The organism is Flavobacterium agricola, from assembly GCF_025919725.1.
GTDB lineage: Bacteria > Bacteroidota > Bacteroidia > Flavobacteriales > Flavobacteriaceae > Flavobacterium > Flavobacterium agricola.
This window is the reverse complement of the sequence record NZ_CP081495.1, coordinates 958,774-977,402: the sequence shown is the minus strand read 5'-3', so window position 1 is coordinate 977,402 and position 18,629 is coordinate 958,774. Positions and strand designations below refer to the sequence as shown.

At 33.5% G+C, this 18,629-nt stretch carries 15 protein-coding genes and 2 pseudogenes; 2 read left to right on the top strand and 15 right to left on the bottom strand.

Annotated elements, in window-relative coordinates; genetic code table 11:
- Positions 1 to 20 precede the first annotated feature (20 nt).
- The 11 genes and pseudogenes from K5I29_RS04920 to K5I29_RS04875 form a co-directional block, all read right to left on the bottom strand.
- Positions 21 to 1,139, bottom strand: a complete 1,119-nt coding sequence (locus tag K5I29_RS04920; protein WP_264434745.1) for a hypothetical protein — start codon at positions 1,137 to 1,139, stop codon at positions 21 to 23.
- A gap of 279 nt (positions 1,140 to 1,418) precedes the next feature.
- A pseudogene (ribB, locus tag K5I29_RS04915) lies at positions 1,419 to 2,563 on the bottom strand (3,4-dihydroxy-2-butanone-4-phosphate synthase).
- A 5-nt stretch (positions 2,564 to 2,568) separates the two neighbouring features.
- Positions 2,569 to 3,474, bottom strand: coding sequence for an LptF/LptG family permease (locus K5I29_RS13425; protein WP_317134309.1), 906 nt, complete (start codon positions 3,472 to 3,474; stop codon positions 2,569 to 2,571).
- Positions 3,471 to 4,004, bottom strand: a complete 534-nt coding sequence (locus K5I29_RS13420; protein ID WP_317134300.1) for an LptF/LptG family permease — start codon at positions 4,002 to 4,004, stop codon at positions 3,471 to 3,473. The genes K5I29_RS13425 and K5I29_RS13420 overlap by 4 nt, the downstream gene beginning before the upstream one ends.
- A gap of 4 nt (positions 4,005 to 4,008) precedes the next feature.
- On the bottom strand, positions 4,009 to 4,644 hold the full coding sequence (locus K5I29_RS04905; protein ID WP_264434744.1) for a LolA family protein: 636 nt from the start codon (positions 4,642 to 4,644) through the stop codon (positions 4,009 to 4,011).
- 5 nt (positions 4,645 to 4,649) lie between these two features.
- Entirely contained in the window at positions 4,650 to 7,043 is a 2,394-nt protein-coding gene (locus tag K5I29_RS04900) for an FtsK/SpoIIIE family DNA translocase (RefSeq protein ID WP_264434743.1), read from the bottom strand.
- A gap of 12 nt (positions 7,044 to 7,055) precedes the next feature.
- Entirely contained in the window at positions 7,056 to 7,415 is a 360-nt protein-coding gene (locus K5I29_RS04895; RefSeq protein WP_264434742.1) for a diacylglycerol kinase family protein, read from the bottom strand.
- Positions 7,416 to 7,423: 8 nt separating this feature from the next.
- Positions 7,424 to 7,921, bottom strand: coding sequence for a thiol peroxidase (gene tpx, locus K5I29_RS04890; protein WP_264434741.1), 498 nt, complete (start codon positions 7,919 to 7,921; stop codon positions 7,424 to 7,426).
- Between the two features lie 136 nt (positions 7,922 to 8,057).
- Positions 8,058 to 8,315, bottom strand: coding sequence for a DUF6952 family protein (locus K5I29_RS04885; RefSeq protein WP_264434740.1), 258 nt, complete (start codon positions 8,313 to 8,315; stop codon positions 8,058 to 8,060).
- Between the two features lie 7 nt (positions 8,316 to 8,322).
- Positions 8,323 to 8,628, bottom strand: a complete 306-nt coding sequence (locus K5I29_RS04880) for a thioredoxin family protein (RefSeq protein WP_264434739.1) — start codon at positions 8,626 to 8,628, stop codon at positions 8,323 to 8,325.
- Between the two features lie 81 nt (positions 8,629 to 8,709).
- Positions 8,710 to 9,348, bottom strand: coding sequence for a peroxiredoxin (locus K5I29_RS04875; RefSeq protein ID WP_264434737.1), 639 nt, complete (start codon positions 9,346 to 9,348; stop codon positions 8,710 to 8,712).
- A 220-nt stretch (positions 9,349 to 9,568) separates the two neighbouring features.
- On the opposite strand from K5I29_RS04875, the pseudogene K5I29_RS04870 reads away from it, so the two are divergent.
- A pseudogene (locus K5I29_RS04870) lies at positions 9,569 to 11,471 on the top strand (amino acid permease).
- A gap of 24 nt (positions 11,472 to 11,495) precedes the next feature.
- Here the strand turns inward: K5I29_RS04870 and K5I29_RS04865 are convergent.
- On the bottom strand, positions 11,496 to 13,673 hold the full coding sequence (locus K5I29_RS04865) for a fibrinogen-like YCDxxxxGGGW domain-containing protein (protein ID WP_264434735.1): 2,178 nt from the start codon (positions 13,671 to 13,673) through the stop codon (positions 11,496 to 11,498).
- Between the two features lie 149 nt (positions 13,674 to 13,822).
- Between K5I29_RS04865 and K5I29_RS04860 the strand changes: the two genes are divergently transcribed.
- Positions 13,823 to 14,164 (top strand): hypothetical protein, encoded by a 342-nt coding sequence (locus tag K5I29_RS04860; protein WP_264434734.1) that lies wholly within the window; start codon positions 13,823 to 13,825, stop codon positions 14,162 to 14,164.
- An 86-nt stretch (positions 14,165 to 14,250) separates the two neighbouring features.
- Here the strand turns inward: K5I29_RS04860 and fabV are convergent, their stop codons facing one another.
- From fabV to K5I29_RS04845, 3 genes are read right to left on the bottom strand one after another with little or no spacing between them, the layout of a single operon-like run.
- Positions 14,251 to 15,450, bottom strand: coding sequence for an enoyl-ACP reductase FabV (gene fabV, locus K5I29_RS04855; RefSeq protein WP_264434733.1), 1,200 nt, complete (start codon positions 15,448 to 15,450; stop codon positions 14,251 to 14,253).
- 27 nt (positions 15,451 to 15,477) lie between these two features.
- Complete coding sequence (locus tag K5I29_RS04850) at positions 15,478 to 15,861, bottom strand: Rid family detoxifying hydrolase (RefSeq protein ID WP_264434732.1); 384 nt, start codon at positions 15,859 to 15,861, stop codon at positions 15,478 to 15,480.
- Positions 15,862 to 15,873: 12 nt separating this feature from the next.
- Complete coding sequence (locus tag K5I29_RS04845; protein ID WP_264434731.1) at positions 15,874 to 18,537, bottom strand: putative LPS assembly protein LptD; 2,664 nt, start codon at positions 18,535 to 18,537, stop codon at positions 15,874 to 15,876.
- Between the last annotated feature and the right edge of the window lie 92 nt (positions 18,538 to 18,629).

The following is an 18,629-nucleotide window of genomic DNA, read 5'->3' as shown; positions in this document are numbered from 1 at the left end:
AGTATGTTTTTTAAAAAAGATTAAAGGGTTTTTATTAATTCTAGCTCAAAATAGGTTCCAATTCCACTTCCTGAACTTCCGGTAGGGTTGGCTATAATTCTAACCTCAGTTGAAGTTCCAAAATAACATCTTTGCCCTTTATTTAAAACTATAAGACCAACAAAACTATGCATCCCTCCGGAGCTATTAGTATTTGGTAGAATGGAACCTTTGTTAATTCCAAATCGAGTAATCCATTTTTTAGTTGAGTAGTCTGCAATACCTATTACAATATTTGAAGTATTTACTGTACTTGGGATTGTAATGGTTGCTGTGAAAGTAACTTTATACAATCCAGCTAATGGTGCGGTAAAAAAATTTGATGTAGTATTGAAATCGTTGTTTGGGTTATCAATAACAGTAAAGTTGTTAACTTGATGAACAACTCCTTCAGTTGATCCAGCATTAAAATTTTGGCTTAAATACGCCCTAAATACACCTAAAGTTTGTTTTACGTTCTTTTTTAGTATTCCGTCTTCATCAACAACAACTTGATAATCTTGCGTTGATTCGCTATTAGGTACATCAGTAATTTTTGCTTTTCCAACAACATGTAAAGCTTCGGTTGGGGCATTGGTTCTTATTCCAACATTGTTTAAGTTACCATCTACGCTTAAGGTTTGTCCATCAACAGAAAATAAGTTTTGATGATTTCCTTCAATTGATAATTTATGCGCAGAGGTTGTAGAAATGATTGTAGATTGATTTAATGCTCCACCTAAGGATATTACTCCATCTGTATTTGTTATTCCGTTATTTACTGTAATATTTGTTAACGCATCTTTGATTCTTATCCAAACGTTTAATGTGGTATCAAAGAAATAAAATCCTTTTTCTGTTACATTAATGGTTTTTCCTGATAACGAACCAGAGTTTATATCATGAATAAATACTAAAGTTGATTCTTCAATATTATTCATGCTTTGAGCTCTTAATCTAGAAATACGTGGTACAAGCAAACCATCTGGCGTAGTTAAAGTTCCGTCTGGATCTGTTGATGCAACTTCTAGCGTTGCTTTTGGAACAATAGTATTGATACCTACCTGTGCTTTGGTTTGATTAAAAGACAGAAAAGCTAAGATTAAAATAATCTTTTTCATGCTATTAATTTTGTAGTTAATTAATAACTAACGTTTAACTTGCTTTTTATTGTGTATTAAAAAGACGTTGCTTAAAATTTTAGTTATTATTTACTTCTCGTTGTGTTTGTTTAGCTCCTAAAAGTAATTTTTCTGTCTTATGTAAGACTTATTCGTCGTGTTCTTAAATAGAAACTAAATATTTATTTTCTATCAACTTAATAACAAAACAACGTTGCTTTAATTATTTTTAAACCTTCCTATAAATAAAAAGGCTTTACAATTTGTAAAGCCTTTTTATTAAAATTTAATATAATCTGTTATCTCTAAACCATAACCAATCATTCCCACGCGTTTTTGTTGTTCTGAGTTGGTAAGTAATTTTATTTTAGAAATATTTAAATCGTGTAAAATTTGAGCACCAATACCAAAGTCTTTGCTATCTAATTGTACTTTTGGCGCTGCTACAATAGCGTTTGTGTTTTCTGCTTGTAAGTTTTTTAAAGTTTCTAAACGGTCAAGCAAATCGGTAGTTGCAATATCTTGATTAACAAAAATAACAGCACCTTTTTCTTCTTTATTTATAGCTTCAAAAATTTGATCTAATTTTTCGTCTGACGAATTATCTGTAATAGATTGTAAAATGTCGTTATTAACTTGTGACGAATTAATTCGGGTTAAAATAGCTTCGCCAGCATTCCAAGTTCCTTTTGTTAAAGCAATATGTACTTGTTTGTTGGTTACTTGTTGGTAAGCTTTTAAACGATATACGCCAAAACGTGTGTTTAAATCAAAATCAACTTTTTTTGAATTAAGCTGTCATGCTTCATGCGGTAAGCTACTAAATCTTCAATAGAAACTAATTTTAAATTGAATTTTTTAGCAACTTCTACCAATTGCGGTAAACGCGCCATAGTACCATCTTCATTCATAATTTCGCAAATAACGCCCGCTGGCCTAAATCCAGCTAAACGCGCAAAATCAATAGCAGCTTCGGTATGTCCGGTACGACGTAAAACTCCACCTTCACGAGCAATTAATGGAAATATATGTCCTGGTCTTCCTAAATCTTCAGGTTTTGTATCTGGGTTTACTAAAGCTTCAACAGTTTTAGAGCGGTCTTGAGCCGAAATTCCGGTTGTACATCCGTTCCCAATCAAATCTACCGATACGGTAAAAGCGGTATGATGTAAAACAGTATTTTTAGAAACCATTAAAGGTAAACCTAATTCTTTACATCTTTTTTCGGTAAGCGGTGTACAAATTAATCCGCGCCCGTGTGTAGCCATGAAATTAATCATTTCTGGCGTTACTTTATCTGCAGCAGCTAAAAAATCGCCTTCGTTTTCACGGTCTTCGTCATCAACTACAATGATGATTTTACCTTGACGAATATCTTCGATAGCTTCTTCAATCGTATTTAATTTTATTTTTTCTGAATGCATTGTTGTTATGTTGTTTGTTTTTTCTTTTTTGAAAAAAGTTTTTTTATCGGATCTATCAGCCAATCTAAGTTAATAGTAACATTCATGTCGTTTGTGGCGCGATAGGTTAAAAATATAGCCAAAGGTACTAATACTAAAGTTGCTAACCAAGCACCTAACATGGGGTTCATTCCGTCTTCTTGGGCAACTTTTTTACCAAATGTGTTTATAAAATGGTAGGTAATAAAAATTAATATGGCAAAAACAATTGGTAAACCAATTCCGCCTTTACGAATAATAGCACCTAAGGGCGCGCCAATAAAAAACATTAAAATACACGAAGCAGCGATTACAAATTTTTCATTTAAAATAATCCAATGGCTGTTTATGTTTTTTTGTTGTTCGTCTAAGTAAAGTTTTTTAAGGCTTATGTTAGAAATGTTGTTTTCAAAAACGCTAACGGCTAAATTCATTACGCGGTTTTGATCATCGGGTGTAAAATGATTCAGCACTTCATCAATGTTCTGAAAAGATTTTATTTTAGTTGAATCTTTTGCGTATGAAATCAATTTTACTTGCAACGGAATGGTTGCTGTTTCGGAATACGAATTAATTTCTTTAGTAAACTTTACGTTTAACGAATCAATAGTATAATTTAATTCGGTAATGTTTAGCATGGTGTTCGAACTTACGTTCTCATCATTCGCATTACTTTCGTTAAGTTTAGAAATATCAATATTAATTCTGTTTTTTTCGAAAGATGATTTAACAAACGGCTGATTCGGATTATTCGGTTTTCTGATATTTAAAACATCTTCATAATAATAGCCATCAAATAAATCTAAACTTAATGTGTTGGTGTTAGTACTGGTTAATAACCCGTTTTTGGCCTTAATAAAAGCTTTGTTGCCAGTGCCGTTTTGGTTTTTTATGTGAATGGTAACGTTTTCAAGTTTTTCACCGTTTTCGCCAGATTTTTTTCAACCTTAATATTTGTATTTCCAATCTGATTAAATTGCCCTTCAGCAATAGCCATTGCTGGTTTGGTTTGTACAATTTCGCGACGCAACTTAATAAATTCGAATTCCGATTTTGGAATGATATTATTGGCAAACCAGAAGGAAATAAAAGCCAAAATAAAGATAAAAAGGCTTAACGGCTGCATGGTACGTTTTAAAGAAATTCCAGACGATTTCATGGCAGCAAATTCATAATTTTCTGCGAACGATCCAAAGGTCATAATGCTAGCTAATAATACCGATAAAGGTAAAACCAACGGAATCATTCTAGGCGAATACAGCAATAAGAATTTTATAATAATCCATAGGTCTAAATCTTTACCTGCCAAGTCAGCAATAAACAACCAAATGCCCTGTAAGATGAATATAAAAAACAAAATTACAAACACTGTTGCCAATGTTTGTAAAAATGAAGTTAAAATATAACGATCAAGAATTTTCACTCTTTTAATCTAATTTGTTAATGTAATAATTTGCGTACTTTGAAGCATCAAAGGTAAACTCATTTTTTGAAATGGGTTGATTTGTTTTAAAAGAATTTACAATAATTGTTGTTTTTGTACCATCTTTTCCAACTTCAATCAAATTGTAAATGTTTTTGGTCTGATTATCAATTCCAATTAAAACTTCTTTTCGGTAATCTTTCGCGTTTGTAGGCGTTAATTTTACGTACTGAATTGATCTGCCTTTTACATTTTGCGTTATATCCCATGTATATTTAAAACCAGAATTAAAAAACGTAAGCATTTTAGCAGGGGTAAAATCAGCATCTTGTCCGCTTGGCGATGAAATGGTAACTTCTTCTTCTTCCGGATCAATTACATATATTTTTTTACCATCAAAAAGCTTTGTAATTCCCATCATGTTAAGCGCGTATTTATCGCCCTCAATGGTTACGTTTCCTTTAGATTCTTGATTAATTTCTTTGTTTAAATTCTGAATGGTTAATCTAAAATCTATTTGAACGTTTTTGTAGGTTTTTACTTTGTTTGTAACCTCGTCTAATAATTTTTTAGCATCCTGAGCAACGCTCACGTTTACCGAAATAAAAAATATAGTAAGAATTGTAAAAAGTTTTTTCATGGTATTTATTTTTTTTCATTTTCAAAAAACTGATCTAGCGAAACTAAATCTGTAATATTAACCGAGCGTGCTTTACTACCCTCAAAAGGGCCAACAATACCAGCAGCTTCTAGCTGATCAATTAATCGGCCAGCGCGGTTGTAACCTAATTTAAGTTTACGTTGTAAAAGCGATGCAGAACCTTGTTGTGCTGTAACAATAATTTCGGCAGCTTCTCTAAACAATACATCTCGGTCTGAAATATCTATATCAAGTTTTGTGCCATCTCCGTCTTCACCTACATATTCAGGTAACAAATAAGCGTCCGGATATGCTTTTTGCGAACCAATGTATTCGCAAATGCGTTCTACCTCGGGCGTATCAACAAAAGCACATTGTACGCGTACCATATCATTACCTTGCGTAAAAAGTAAATCTCCTCGGCCAACCAATTGGTCTGCACCTGGACCATCTAAAATGGTTCGTGAGTCAATTTTTGATGTTACACGAAAGGCAATTCGAGCCGGGAAGTTGGCTTTAATAATACCCGTAATTACGTTTACAGAAGGACGTTGCGTAGCAATAATTAAGTGAATACCAATAGCACGAGCAAGTTGAGCCAAACGCGCAATTGGCGTTTCTACTTCTTTACCTGCTGTCATTATCAAATCGGCAAACTCATCCACCACTAAAACAATATAAGGTAAAAAACGATGTCCTTGTTCTGGGTTAAGTTTGCGTTGCTTAAATTTTTCGTTATATTCTTTAATATTTCTAACCATTGCATCTTTTAATAAAGAATAACGGTTGTCCATTTCGATACATAACGAATTTAAGGTATGAATTACCTTGGTGTTGTCTGTAATAATGGCATCTTCGGTATTAGGTAATTTGGCTAAATAATGCCTTTCAATTTTGTTAAATAAAGTAAGCTCAACTTTTTTAGGGTCAACCAATACAAATTTTACTTCGGCTGGGTGCTTTTTATACAATAAAGATGTTAGAATGGCATTTAAACCTACCGATTTACCTTGTCCGGTTGCTCCGGCCATTAGTAAGTGCGGCATTTTAGCTAAGTCAAAAACATACGTTTCGTTCTGAATGTTTCGGCCCAATGCAATTGGAAGTTCCATTGCTGCGGATTGAAATTTAGGCGATTGAATTGCCGATTTCATAGAAACAACCGATGGTTTATTGTTTGGAACCTCGATTCCCACGGTTCCTTTACCTGGAATAGGAGCAATAATACGAATACCTAAGGCAGATAAAGAAAGGGCAATATCGTCTTCCAAATTTTTAATTTTAGAAATTCGTACGCCCGCTTCGGGAACAATTTCGTACAACGTAACGGTTGGTCCAACGGTAACTTTTATATTGGTAATTTCGATTTTGTAGTTACGTAAGGTTTCTACAATTCGATTTTTATTTTCTTCTAATTCAGATTTGTCAATAACTACGTCGCTATTGGCATGTTCGTTTAAAAGTTCTGAGCTGGGTAGCCTAAAGTTAGAAAGTTCTAAAGTTGGGTCAAATTCGCCAAAATCGGTAACCAATTGTTTGGCGGTAATTTCAGATTCGTTTAAAGCTTCTTCCTTATTTACAATAACCTCAATATCCGGATCGGTTGCATTGGTTTTAGGAATAGAAATATTTTCTACCACCGGTTTAGTAATCGGTTTTTCAGCAATTGTTTCAGAAACGATTGGGGTAGGCGTTGGGTTAGTAATTTGTGGTTGTGGTTCGGTTTCTTCAACATTTACTATTGGTTTTTCTGCTTCGGTTTCAGGATTGGTTTGTTTTTGAAGCTTCGCATTAAAATACGTTGACCATTTGTTTCCAAACGCTTGAATGGTTTGCACAGAAATATTCAATCTAAAAATAAAATAAAAACTTAGTAGTAAAACAAATAATAAAAAGGTACCAACTTTACCAATATAGTCGGTAAAAAAGCTGTTAATTTCAAAACCAATCATTCCGCCTAAAACGCCATTTTTAGTGTTAAAAAAACTAAAAATAAACGATAAGGTAATCATTAAATACAGGTTCCAGAAAACCATTTTCTTTATTTGATTGCGTGTTTTCTTTTTAGCTTCTGAACGAAACGGCTGAACCCCAAGTGAAAAAAGAATTCTGATGATAAGAAAGGCGGCAATACCAAAACCTTTAAAAATAAAAAATTCGGCTAAATGAGCACCCAATTTACCTAAAGCATTTTTAGGTAATTGCGATCTGTCGGAAAAGGCAGTTAATGTGCTTTGATCTTCTTGTCCGTGTAAAAAATAAGAAACAAATGAAATAAGTAATGCTAAGGCGAATAATAACAAAAAGAGCCCGAAAAAGCTCATTTTATTAGAAGGTGCGTTAGCCGTATTTTTATTTGTTGTTTTTTCAACCTTTTTTTTAGCTGATTTTTCAGACATTATCTATCGGAATTAAAATATTTTTGGATAATAAATAATAAGGGCAACAATGAGAGCGAAAAATGCTGCAAAAGCAACAGCTCCTGCAGCAATATCTTTTATAAAACCAATTTTTGGATCAAAATTAGGTTGTAGGTAATCACAAATCGCTTCAATTGCCGTGTTTAATCCTTCTGCTGTAACAATAAGGCCAATGCATAAGCATTGCATTGCCCATTCTGTAGCCGAAAGATCGTAATAAAAGCCAGCTATGGTTACTAAAATACCAGCTGTTAGCTGAGAAATTACGCTGTGCTCGTTGGTTGCTAAAATAAACATTCCTTTTGCAGCGTATTTTACACTTTTAATGCGGCCAATAATGAATTGTTTCAAGAGTACTACTATTTAATATTTTCGATTGCTTTTTCGTAATTTGGTTCTTGGGTAATTTCTGGAACTTGTTCTGTATAAACAACTTCTCCTTTAGGATTGATAACAACAATTGAACGAGATAATAAACCTGCCAATGGACCTGTTTGCATAGTTACGCCATAGGTTTTACCAAAATCCGATCTAAAGTCAGATAAAGAAACTACCTGATCTAAACCTTCTGCACCACAAAAACGAGCCAATGCAAATGGTAAATCTTTAGAAATACATAAAACTACAGTATTTGGTAAAGTTGAAGCTTTTTTATTAAATTCTCTTACTGACATTGCACAAACAGCGGTATCTACAGACGGAAATATGTTTAAAACTACATTTTTACCAGCAAAATCTTGTAAGGTTTTTGTAGATAAATCTGTTGCAACTAATTCGAATTTTGGAGCTTGAGTGTTAACTGCTGGTAAGTTACCAACTGTTTCTAAAGCATTTCCTTTTAAAGTAATTGTAGCCATAATATATAAGTTTTTATTACCAAAAATAACGATTATAATTTATTAAATGGGTATAAATACAAATTAATTATAAACAATAACCCCGCAAAATTAGTTTAAATTTTGCGGGGAAATATGCAATGTAGGTAAGTAAATTTTATTTGTCAATAGATCCTAAAACGCGTTGCATAAATGCATTTAACGCTTCTTTTTTAGGAGTACCATCTTTTATCATTTTATCCACTTCAATAGCGCCGTACATATTCGAAATTAATTCGGCAATAACATCTAATTCTTCATCTTTTAAAGATGAAACTTCACAAATAGATTCTAATACCTCAATTGCTTCGTTTACGTAATCCTGATCGTTATCCTCAATAAATTGAGTTAACTGTTTAATAATAGGTAGTTTCATGGTTTAATTAAATTTCATTAATTAATTCAGTTAAAACTTCAGCCTTATTTGTTTGTGTTTCGTTAACCAATTTTCCGTCAACAAATGTAGCGAAAGTAGGTAAGTTTGTAACGTTTGCTAATTTTCTTGATTCAGGAAATTTTTCTGCATCAACAATAACAAAAGTAATATCTTCTTTTTCTGTAGCTAATTTTTTAAATTTTGGTTTCATAATTCTGCAGTTTCCGCACCATGATGCAGAAAATTGAACAGCAACTTTTTTGTTAGACGAAACCACGTCTTGTAATGTATCTTGATCTAATTCTAGTAACATAATAAAAATAAATTAAAGGTTAAAAAAAGTCCAAATTCAAGATGTACTTGAATCGAGAATTTGGACTAAACTTTTTGAATCTTAGTGTTTTGCTAAGTATTCAGCAGTAGAATTTCTGTCAGCAGTCATTGCTTCTTTTCCTTCTTCCCAGTTTGCAGGACAAACTTCACCGAATTTTTGTACGTGTGTGTACGCATCAATTAAACGGATGAATTCGTTTACGTTACGACCTAATGGCATATCGTTTACTGCTTCGTGGAAAATTTTTCCTGTTTCATCAACTAAGTAAGTAGCTCTGTAAGTTACGTTAGAACCGCTGATTAGTACTGTGTCTAATTCTTCGTTGTATTCAGTTCCTTCAACATCTAAAATACCTAAAACGCTAGATAAGTTACGAGTTGTATCTGCTAAAATTGGGTAAGTTACACCTTCAATACCACCGTTATCTTTTGGTGTGTTTAACCAAGCAAAGTGCACTTCGTTTGTATCACATGATGCACCAATAACAATTGTATTTCTTTTTTCAAATTCTGGTAAAGCTTCTTGAAAAGCGTGTAATTCTGTTGGACAAACAAAAGTAAAATCTTTTGGGTACCAGAATAATAAAACTTTTTTGTTATTCTTTGTAGCTTCTTCAAAGATGTTTAATCTTAAGTTGTCACCCATTTCTGAGATAGCATCAACTGTAATGTTTGGGAATTTTTTACCTACTAATGACATAATTAATATAATTTATTTAGATTATTAATATTTATACTGCAAATATACAGCCTTGGTTCAAGACATTTTTAAAACTTTAATTATAATTTTTTATCTTTAAATAGATTTTGCTTATAGTATGCATAAATTAAAAACCAAAGTAATAATTGCTTTATATTTGCAATATAATAAATTTTGAATCATTTTTCACTTAATAAAAGTATAAATACAAACGAAATAAATGAACTGGAGCGCATTAATTAGAAAAAAAACAGTAGCAAATATTCTCGAACAAGTTAAAACTTCAGACAACGCTTTAGGTAAACATTTAAGGTTACGAGATTTAATCTCGTTTGGTATTGCTGCTATAGTAGGAGGCGGGGGTGTTTTCTACCATTGGTACAGCCAGTGCTGACGGAGGGCCAGCGGTAATATTCTTGTTTATTTTTACTGGACTAGCCTGTGGTTTTGCTGCCTTTGCTTATGCCGAATTTGCATCTATGGTGCCGGTTTCGGGTAGTGCTTATACATACAGCTATGTTGCTTTTGGTGAATTAATGGCTTGGGTTATAGGCTGGGCTTTGATAATGGAATACGCAGTAGGAAATATTACGCTTGCCATTTCTTGGAGTGATTATTTTACTACTTTATTGGCTACAGGTGGAATTGAAATTCCGATGTGGATGCAAACCGATTATATTACAGCATCGACCGGATTTACAGATGCTGTTGCATTAATGAATGCTGGTAAAACGTTCGAGAATTTGCCACAAAACATTCAAGATGCATACATGGCATGGCAAACAGCACCATTATTGGGCGATTTTCATTTTGTGGCAGATATTCCGGCATTGTTAATTATTATTTTAATTACTTGGTTGGTTTACCGCGGAATAGAAGAATCTAGAAACGCATCTAATGCCATGGTTGTGGTTAAGTTAGCCGTTATATTGTTGGTAATTGCTGTGGGGGTATTTTATATTGATGTAGAAAACTGGAATCCATTTGCTCCCAATGGTGCTAATGGAGTTTTAAAAGGCGTTTCGGCCGTGTTTTTTGCTTATATTGGTTTTGATGCCATTTCTACCACGGCAGAAGAATGTAAAGATCCACAACGTGATTTACCTCGAGGCATGATGTGGTCTATCATTATCTGTACCATTTTATATATTGTTATTGCCCTTGTTTTAACCGGAATGGTAAATTATTCGGAATTAGCAGTAGGCGATCCGTTGGCTTATGTTTTTGATACATTAAACTTAAAATGGTTATCCGGAATTATTGCTGTTAGTGCCGTAGTTGCCATGGCTAGTGTTTTATTGGTTTTTCAGATGGGACAACCTCGTATTTGGATGAGCATGAGCCGCGATGGTTTGTTGCCAAAAAAGTTTGCAAAAATACATCCACGTTTTAAAACTCCATCTTTCGCAACCATAGTAACCGGATTTGTAGTTGCTGTACCTGCTTTATTTTTAAATTTAACTACCGTAACTGACTTATGTAGTATAGGAACCTTATTTGCTTTTGTTTTAGTTTGCGCCGGTGTTTTGGTTTTACAAGACCGTAAAGATATTCCGCGTGGTAAATTTAGAACACCTTACATTAATTCTAAATACATTGCTCCAGCAGCACTTGTTTTAGGCTTAATTTTGTGTTTTACAGTAAATAAACAAGCTACACACAACTTTTTAACCAATCAGCCAGAAATTAATACGCCAGCAGGTATTGTAACTTCTTTTACCGGTAATCAGCACGATAAAGTTGCAGCTTATTTGTTAGCGAATAATTTTTATCATTCTACCGATGTAGAGCAAGAATTAGCAACAATAAAAGCACACGATTTTAATTTGTACAAACAAGTAGTTTCTGAATTACCTATTACAGAAGCACAAAAATGGGAAACTGGCTGGGCTTTATTTCAGCATAAAATTCCGATGTGGATTTTTCTTGTTTCATTAGTTGGCTTGGTAGTTTGGGCTTACAGAAAAAATTTATCCTTAATTCCGTTATTAGGATTGGTTTGCTGTTTTTATATGATGGCTGAGTTGTCTTTATGGAACTGGATTTATTTTGGGGTTTGGCTTTTAATAGGTTTATTAATCTATTTTAGTTACGGAATAAAACATAGTAAATTAAATAGATAAATATTTAAAAATAATGTACTTATGTTATTTAAACCAAACTTGTAAAATTCTTCCTTCATTGTTGTTAAAATTATGTGGTCTATGACCAGTCCAGTAAGCTCCAACACTACAAGTAGCAGGACCACCAAAATCGTCACCAACAGGACTACATGTGCCAATGTGATGGTTTATTTGAGTTTCACCAGGGTATAAGCCAAAAATATCATTAATTTGATTTGCATTAAAGCCAAAGGTTTTGTCTGCATTTGGTGCAGGATAAGTATATGTATAATTCTTTGTACCAGGACCCGCCCAACCAGGATCTCCGTAAAAACCAGTAAAAAAATCAGAATAAAAACCATATGAATTTCCTCTTACATTCCCGTCGAACTGAGTTCTTGGTGTATTGCTTGAATTCAACTTTTCAAAAGGTAAATTAAACAACTTTCCTTTTAATGAATGATCATGAATGTTTCCTGTATGATAAGTGTTAAACGGATTTCTTTCATGTAAATCAATTTCATAGTAGTTCTGATTACTCCATATATCATCTTTAGGAGCAACAGTACTATTTTCAATATCAGTTACTGTTGTACCGGTGTGCCCATTTTGTTTTATACTATACCTTAGTTTCATCGGATTTGCAAGACTAGGAGTTTTGTTAATTCCATCAATTGCATTTTTAGGTAATCTAAAGTTATATTCGTTAAAAGGAGTAGTCTTATCTTTAACCGCATTTATCTCAGCAAATAAAGTTAAAGTATGTTGGTAATTTCTATAAGGTGAAGAGATTAATGTTTTTTCAGATTGAGAACTAATTAATGTCCAGCCACCATTACTCATGTCGCAATATGTTTTATATTTAGCAGAACCGCCTACTTGAACCCAGAAATAACCATCTTTAGTAGAAGAGTCGTTATTAAGAATTTCTAAACATGAAGTTGCTGGGTTTTCAAATGTACCTGTTGAGTTTTCAAATTTGATTTGGAAGGAACAAGCAGTTACTGAGGTTCCAGGTAACTGTATATTGTAAGTAAACGTACCTATGTTTGTAGGTGTCCCTTGAGCATATAGACGTATTTTTGTATCACCCGTAGAAATAGTAATTGCATTAGATGAAAAGCTTATGCCATTTTGATTATTACTTGTTATAATTATGCTACCTGGTGTCGTAACAGAAGCTAGGTCAAACTCAACATAATTACTGCCTGTCATTGATATTGCGTTTTTATATTCGCCAGGGCCTAATGTAGGGGTTGTGGTACAAACGATATCAAAAGTTGTACTTGCCGGTGATACCTCTACAGTAGGTAATGTACAATTTGGTGTAATTTCAATTCCGTTAAAACGAAGCTTAACTTCATCGTTTCCAGGCTTAGCAGGAGTTCCTTGTCCTTCTAAAACTATAGTGTGCGAACCAGTTTGAGTAAATACACCTGTTTTAGAGTACGAATAGCCATTTGCAGTATAAATTAAAATAGTATATGTGCCAATTTGAGTAACATTTATTTTAACAGTATAAGTATCTGATGTACTAACTAAACCTTGACCTTGCAATAACTTCTCGGAAGGACCAGTGGGTGAAGTACAATCTAAAAGATTAAACTCCGCAGGGTCGTATGTACCACATAAACTTAACCATTGTTTAAGATTACCTTCCCAATAGTTTAAACAATTGGTGGTAGTATTAAATATCATCAAACCATTTGCGGCAGTTTCAGACAGGGTATTACGCTGTTGTGTTGTAAGTCTAGGAATTAATAAACCTTTGTTTGAAGCGGAAATGTCTAATTGTGCCGAATTATCTATTTGGGAGTGCCCTACGCCAACAGACCCTAGCTGATAAATGCTTTCAGAGTTTAGTCTTGCTGCTGAATTTGTTTCTTTAGACATCCAAGGTTCAGTGTCATTTAGAATCCATTTTTTAAAAGTTGAGTGATAATGATAAAAACCTGAACCTTTAATTTCTCTCGTTTCATCTTTTGTTCCCGATTCCCCATCAGTTATAAAAATTAATGTTCCGTGATGATCTGCTGTTAAAGTAACAGTAGTAGCTTCTAATTCAGCAACGGTCATTCTCGGTACAAGAACACCACTAGGAACAGAACTATCGGCATCAAAAGCAATTTCTAAACTCGCTTTAGGGGTGTGCGTATTTATACCAACTTGTGCAAAAGAATTTAGGGTTATAATACTAAAAATAAAAAAAAATATTTTTTTCATGGTAACTTTTTGTTTGTTAATTAATGATTAACGTGTTTTTTTTTTTTAATATTATTTTAACTTATTAAAATGTGATGAAAGATTACTTTTTATCGATGAACTACGTAGGCAATTTTATTACATTTGCTTTCTATAATAAAATCTTAAATTTGAAAGAAATTGATTCTCGTTTTGTAGGAATGTGGAAAGGAACAGATAACGGGAGTTATTTTGTTGGCGAAGTAAATAGTTGGATACTAAATAGATATGAAAACGGAGTGTTTAAAATACAATTTACAACCCAATATGCTAATGGAGGAGTTGAAACTTTAGAAGAGCAGGGAGAATGGTGGGTTACTGACCGATTATTTTATGAATTAAAAGAAAAAGCAACTCATTACGAATGTTATGCTTTTGTTGTTTTAAGCCCTAATACCATTCAGTTTATTGATACGCAAGATGATTTTGACGAGCCTTATACTTTTTTAGACCAACGCATTATGTTGGATTAAACATTTTAAAATAATTTTTAATACGGTTGATATAAAATAAAAAGCGTGAAAGTTAACTTTCACGCTTTTTATTTATCTAATTTTAATTATTCAGAAATACTGCTTACCTGAACAACTTCATTGGTTTCTGCATCGTAATCAATCGCATCAAAGTTAAAACCAAATAGGTTAAAAAAGTCATTTCTGTATCCTTCAATATCAGAAATTTCTTCAATATTTTCTGTAGTAACTTGTTCCCAAAGTTTGGCAACTTCTTCTTGTACATCTTCGCGCATTTCTAAATCGTCAACACGAATACGTCCTTCAGCATCTAATAAAATAGGTTCATTGGTGTATAATCTTTCAGCAAATAAACGTTGCATTTGTTCAATAGTTCCTTCATGAATTCCTTTTTGTTTCATTACTTTAAATAATAATGAAATATATAACGGAACTACCGGAATTGCAGAACTTGATTGCGTTACTAAAGCTTTGTTTACTGATACGTACGAAACTCCGTTAATATCTGCTAACAAATTGTTTAATACCGGTACGGTAGCTTCTAAATCGTTTTTAGCTTGACCAATAGTACCGTTTCTGTAAATTGGGAAAGTTAATTTAGGGCCAATGTACGAGTAAGCAACAGTTTTAACGCCGTCTGCTAATACACCAGCTGCTTTTAAATCTTCAATCCAAAACTTCCAGTCTTCACCACCCATAACGGCAATTGTATTGGTAATATCTTCATCGTTTTCGATTGGATTAATTGAAATGTCAGAAACTACTCCGGTATGAAAATCAACCGTTTTGTTTGTAAAAGTTTCGCCAATTGGTTTTAAAACCGATGCGTAAGCAACTCCTGTTTTTGGATGCGTACGACGTGGAGATGCTAATGAATAAACTACTAAATCTACTTGACCTAAATCTTTTTTAATTAAATCAATAGTTTGTTGTTTTATTTCGTCAGAAAACGCATCACCGTTAATTGATTTTGCATATAAACCTGCTGCATGAGCTTCTTGTTCAAAAGCTGCTGTGTTGTACCAACCTGCAGTTCCTGGTTTGCCTTCTGCTGCTGGTTTTTCAAAAAACACCCCAATAGTTGCGGCATCAGAACCAAAAGCTGCAGAAATGCGAGATGCAATTCCGAATCCAGTTGAAGCACCAATTACAAGTACTTTTTTAGGTCCGTTAGCAATTTTACCTTTTGATTTAACGTATTCTATTTGATTTTTTATGTTTTGAGCAGTTCCTTCTGGATGAGAAGTAAGGCAAATAAAACCTCTGGTTCTTGGCTTAATAATCATATTAATTATGTATTTATATGTTGTTGTTTAATTTTTTATAGCGAATACAGAAATTTCTACATTCACGTTTCTAGGTAGTTTTGCAACTTGTACACATTCGCGTGCTGGGGCAGTAGCTTCGTTAAAAAAATCTGCATATACCGCATTTATGCGTGCAAAATCGTCCATGTTAGAGATAAAAATGGTTGCTTTAACCACGTCTTCTAAAGTAAAACCTGCAGCTGTAACAATAGCTTTTACGTTGTTTAGCACGGTACGCGTTTCGTTTTCTATGGTATCTAAAACCAAATCGTTTTTAGCTACATCAAAACCAATCTGACCTGATGTATATAAAATATTACCGTTTACAACGCCTTGGCTGTATGGCCCAATTGGAGCAGGTGCTTTGTCTGTATAAATTATTTTTTTCATAGTTGTTTTAGTTTATCTTAATCGTTGTTCTGGTAAACTGCGTTTATCCCATTTAATATCACTTAAAGCTCCGGATTTGATTCCGATAAAAAAGCCCCAGCTCGAATTAAATCCAATAGGTACCCAGTTAAAACTCATACGCCAAGATAATAAATCTCTTTCAAATCGCAATTGCGTAAAAGTAACTCCTTTATTGGCAAAATCGTATCCGGTAGATGCACCAACTTTCCAGCGTGGTGTAATATCTAGGTTACCGTTTACCATTAATGAATTGGTTACAATTCGGCTTTCACGATTGGTATTAGCGTAGGTTAGGGAATAAGCAAACTGAATATCCCAAGGAATATCTAAGTTATATAATTCGCTCGTATTTTCTTCACTTTGTTTGTTAAATAAACTTTTACGTTGATCTGCCATATCAATAGCACGGCCAAATAAATCATCTGGTCTACCACCGTTTGCAGCGTTTAAATTTTCTAAATTTTCTTTTCCGTCGGCTTTTAAATCGCGGCTAGAAAGCGAATAACCCAACGTTAAGTTGGCTGATGTCATTCTAAACAAGCTTCCGCCGTTATCAATGTTCCATTTGTCAATTCTTCGTCCTGCGTTATCAATTGCATACGGATCTAAAGTTGTACCAAAGTTTACGTTTAATTTGTTGTTAAACAAGGCGGTACCACCAACAATTCGTAAAGGAGCCAATTTTAACGAATCGGCAGCTAAATTATACGTGGTTTGAATGTTTAATGAATTTAAAAGCATTACTTTTTTAGATTCGCCTTTTTCGTCGTCACGTACTTTTGCTTCAAATGAGTTTCCTATATTAATCCCTACATTGCTGGCCTGGTTTAATGATGGAACTCCGTATAAACCACCCTGAAACTTGGTATAATCTCCATAATTTGTTCCCGAAGCATCTAACGCATATGTATCATAATATTGCTCAAAACTTGGTGTGTACATATAAGAAATAGAAGGGCGAACCGTATGACGAATGGCTTGAATTCGCTTTTCTTTACCAAAGTTAAATGTTCCGTAAAATGTTGTTCCGATCGAGGTGTTTAAGTTGTAGGTTCTGTATGCTTCAAAACCATTTATATTCTCGTCAACTACCTTGTTACTTTGGCTGTCGTAATATTTGCGAATGGTGTTTAATTGCCAAACCTCGTTGTAATTTGCTGAGGCACTAACCGAAAAATGTTTGAAAATTTTAAAGTTTGTGCTTAAAGGAATATTATGTGAAAAGCCGGTTTTTCCCTGATCTTTAAACATGGTTGGTGAGAAAAACAACGAATCGCTAGTTGTATATTTGTTTTGAGCGTTAAAATTATATTGTAAGTTGATGTTTTTTATAATACCACGTTTAGATTCGTCACGTTTAGCAAACGGATAAATACGGTCTACGCTGGCCTGAACCGTTGGTAAGGTCATATCAATACGTTTGGTGTTGGTGTTTTGCGAATGGGTTGCTGTGATGCTTAAATTAACTTCTGGAACAGTAGTAAAACGTTTGTTGTAGTTAATAGATGAGCTTAAGGTGTTGTTTAAGCTGGCACCAATGTTAGCCATGTTTAATGAGTTTCTAAAATATTGGCTACTACCCATATTTACAGAAGCCGAAAATTTAGAATACGGATTTGCCTTCTGATCTTGTGCGTGCGACCACTGAATGTTGTAGTTTCTTGTTTTAGAATAATCAGGAAACCCACGCTCACCTAAAATAATATTTTCAAAACGAATGTTTACACGTCCGTTATATCGATAACGTTTTCCGTAAGACGATTCAAAACGCGTAGCCCAACTTCCGTTTGTATAATAATCACCTAAAACAGTTAAATCAACATGGTCATTAATTGCAAAATAATACCCCCCGTTCTGAATAAAATATCCACGGTTGTTGGTATCTCCAAATGACGGAATAATGAAACCGGAAACCGCATTGCTAGTAATCGGAAAATAGCCAAAAGGCAAACCTAATGGAGTAGGTACATCGGCAATTACCATATTGGTAACACCAGCAACAACTTTTTCGCCGGGTACAAATTTTACTTTTTGAATATTAAAGTAATATTCCGGATTATCAATATCTTCAGAAGTTGTTAAACGTGCTTTTTGCATGTAATAAACCGAATCATTAACACGTTTTGATACTTCAGCTTTAATTTTAAAATCTTGTTGCGTGGTTCTAGAATTCCAAACCAATGCTTTTTTTGTTTTAGTATTAAAGCGGATTGAATCGGGTTCTACAATATTTTGTCCTTGTTTAAAAACAGGCCTTTGAGTATAATTTCCTAAAGAATCCTTAATGCGACCGGCATAAACTTCGTCTTTATCAAAGTTAAAAACAATAATTCCGGCTGTTAAATCGATATCTTTGTAAATTAAATGCGCCTCGTTGTACAGGGTTAGCTCACTTTTTTTAAGGTTTACCTTTTCGTAATCTTTAGCCGATTTTTTAACAATGGCATCTAAAGGAGCATTTTTTTTAACAGGAATTGTATCTGTTACAGGTATAGAATCCTGAGGAACCTTAGGTAGTGGTTTTTGGGTGATATTGTTTTGTTTTTCAGCGTTTAACTGAATGTTTTTTGCTTTTCCGTCTTGTGCTAAAGCCGGTGTAAATGTTCCTAAAACGCAGGAAAATATGAAAACGATATGAAATATATTTGTACGCAAGTCTTTATATACTATTTTTGTAGAATGTTGCTTAAATTCAAAGGTTCAAAACTACATATATTTTTTGTGAAATTTAAGCATTTATTAAAATT

Coding starts and splice junctions, on each gene's coding strand:
- K5I29_RS04875 (WP_264434737.1), bottom strand. CDS start 9,348: ATGTCATTAGTAGGTAAAAAATTCCCAAACATTACAGTTGATGCTATC.
- K5I29_RS04885 (WP_264434740.1), bottom strand. CDS start 8,315: ATGAAACTACCTATTATTAAACAGTTAACTCAATTTATTGAGGATAAC.
- tpx (WP_264434741.1), bottom strand. CDS start 7,921: ATGGCTACAATTACTTTAAAAGGAAATGCTTTAGAAACAGTTGGTAAC.
- K5I29_RS04900 (WP_264434743.1), bottom strand. CDS start 7,043: ATGTCTGAAAAATCAGCTAAAAAAAAGGTTGAAAAAACAACAAATAAA.
- K5I29_RS04850 (WP_264434732.1), bottom strand. CDS start 15,861: ATGAAAAAAATAATTTATACAGACAAAGCACCTGCTCCAATTGGGCCA.
- fabV (WP_264434733.1), bottom strand. CDS start 15,450: ATGATTATTAAGCCAAGAACCAGAGGTTTTATTTGCCTTACTTCTCAT.
- K5I29_RS04880 (WP_264434739.1), bottom strand. CDS start 8,628: ATGTTACTAGAATTAGATCAAGATACATTACAAGACGTGGTTTCGTCT.
- K5I29_RS04920 (WP_264434745.1), bottom strand. CDS start 1,139: ATGAAAAAGATTATTTTAATCTTAGCTTTTCTGTCTTTTAATCAAACC.
- K5I29_RS04905 (WP_264434744.1), bottom strand. CDS start 4,644: ATGAAAAAACTTTTTACAATTCTTACTATATTTTTTATTTCGGTAAAC.
- K5I29_RS04865 (WP_264434735.1), bottom strand. CDS start 13,673: ATGAAAAAAATATTTTTTTTTATTTTTAGTATTATAACCCTAAATTCT.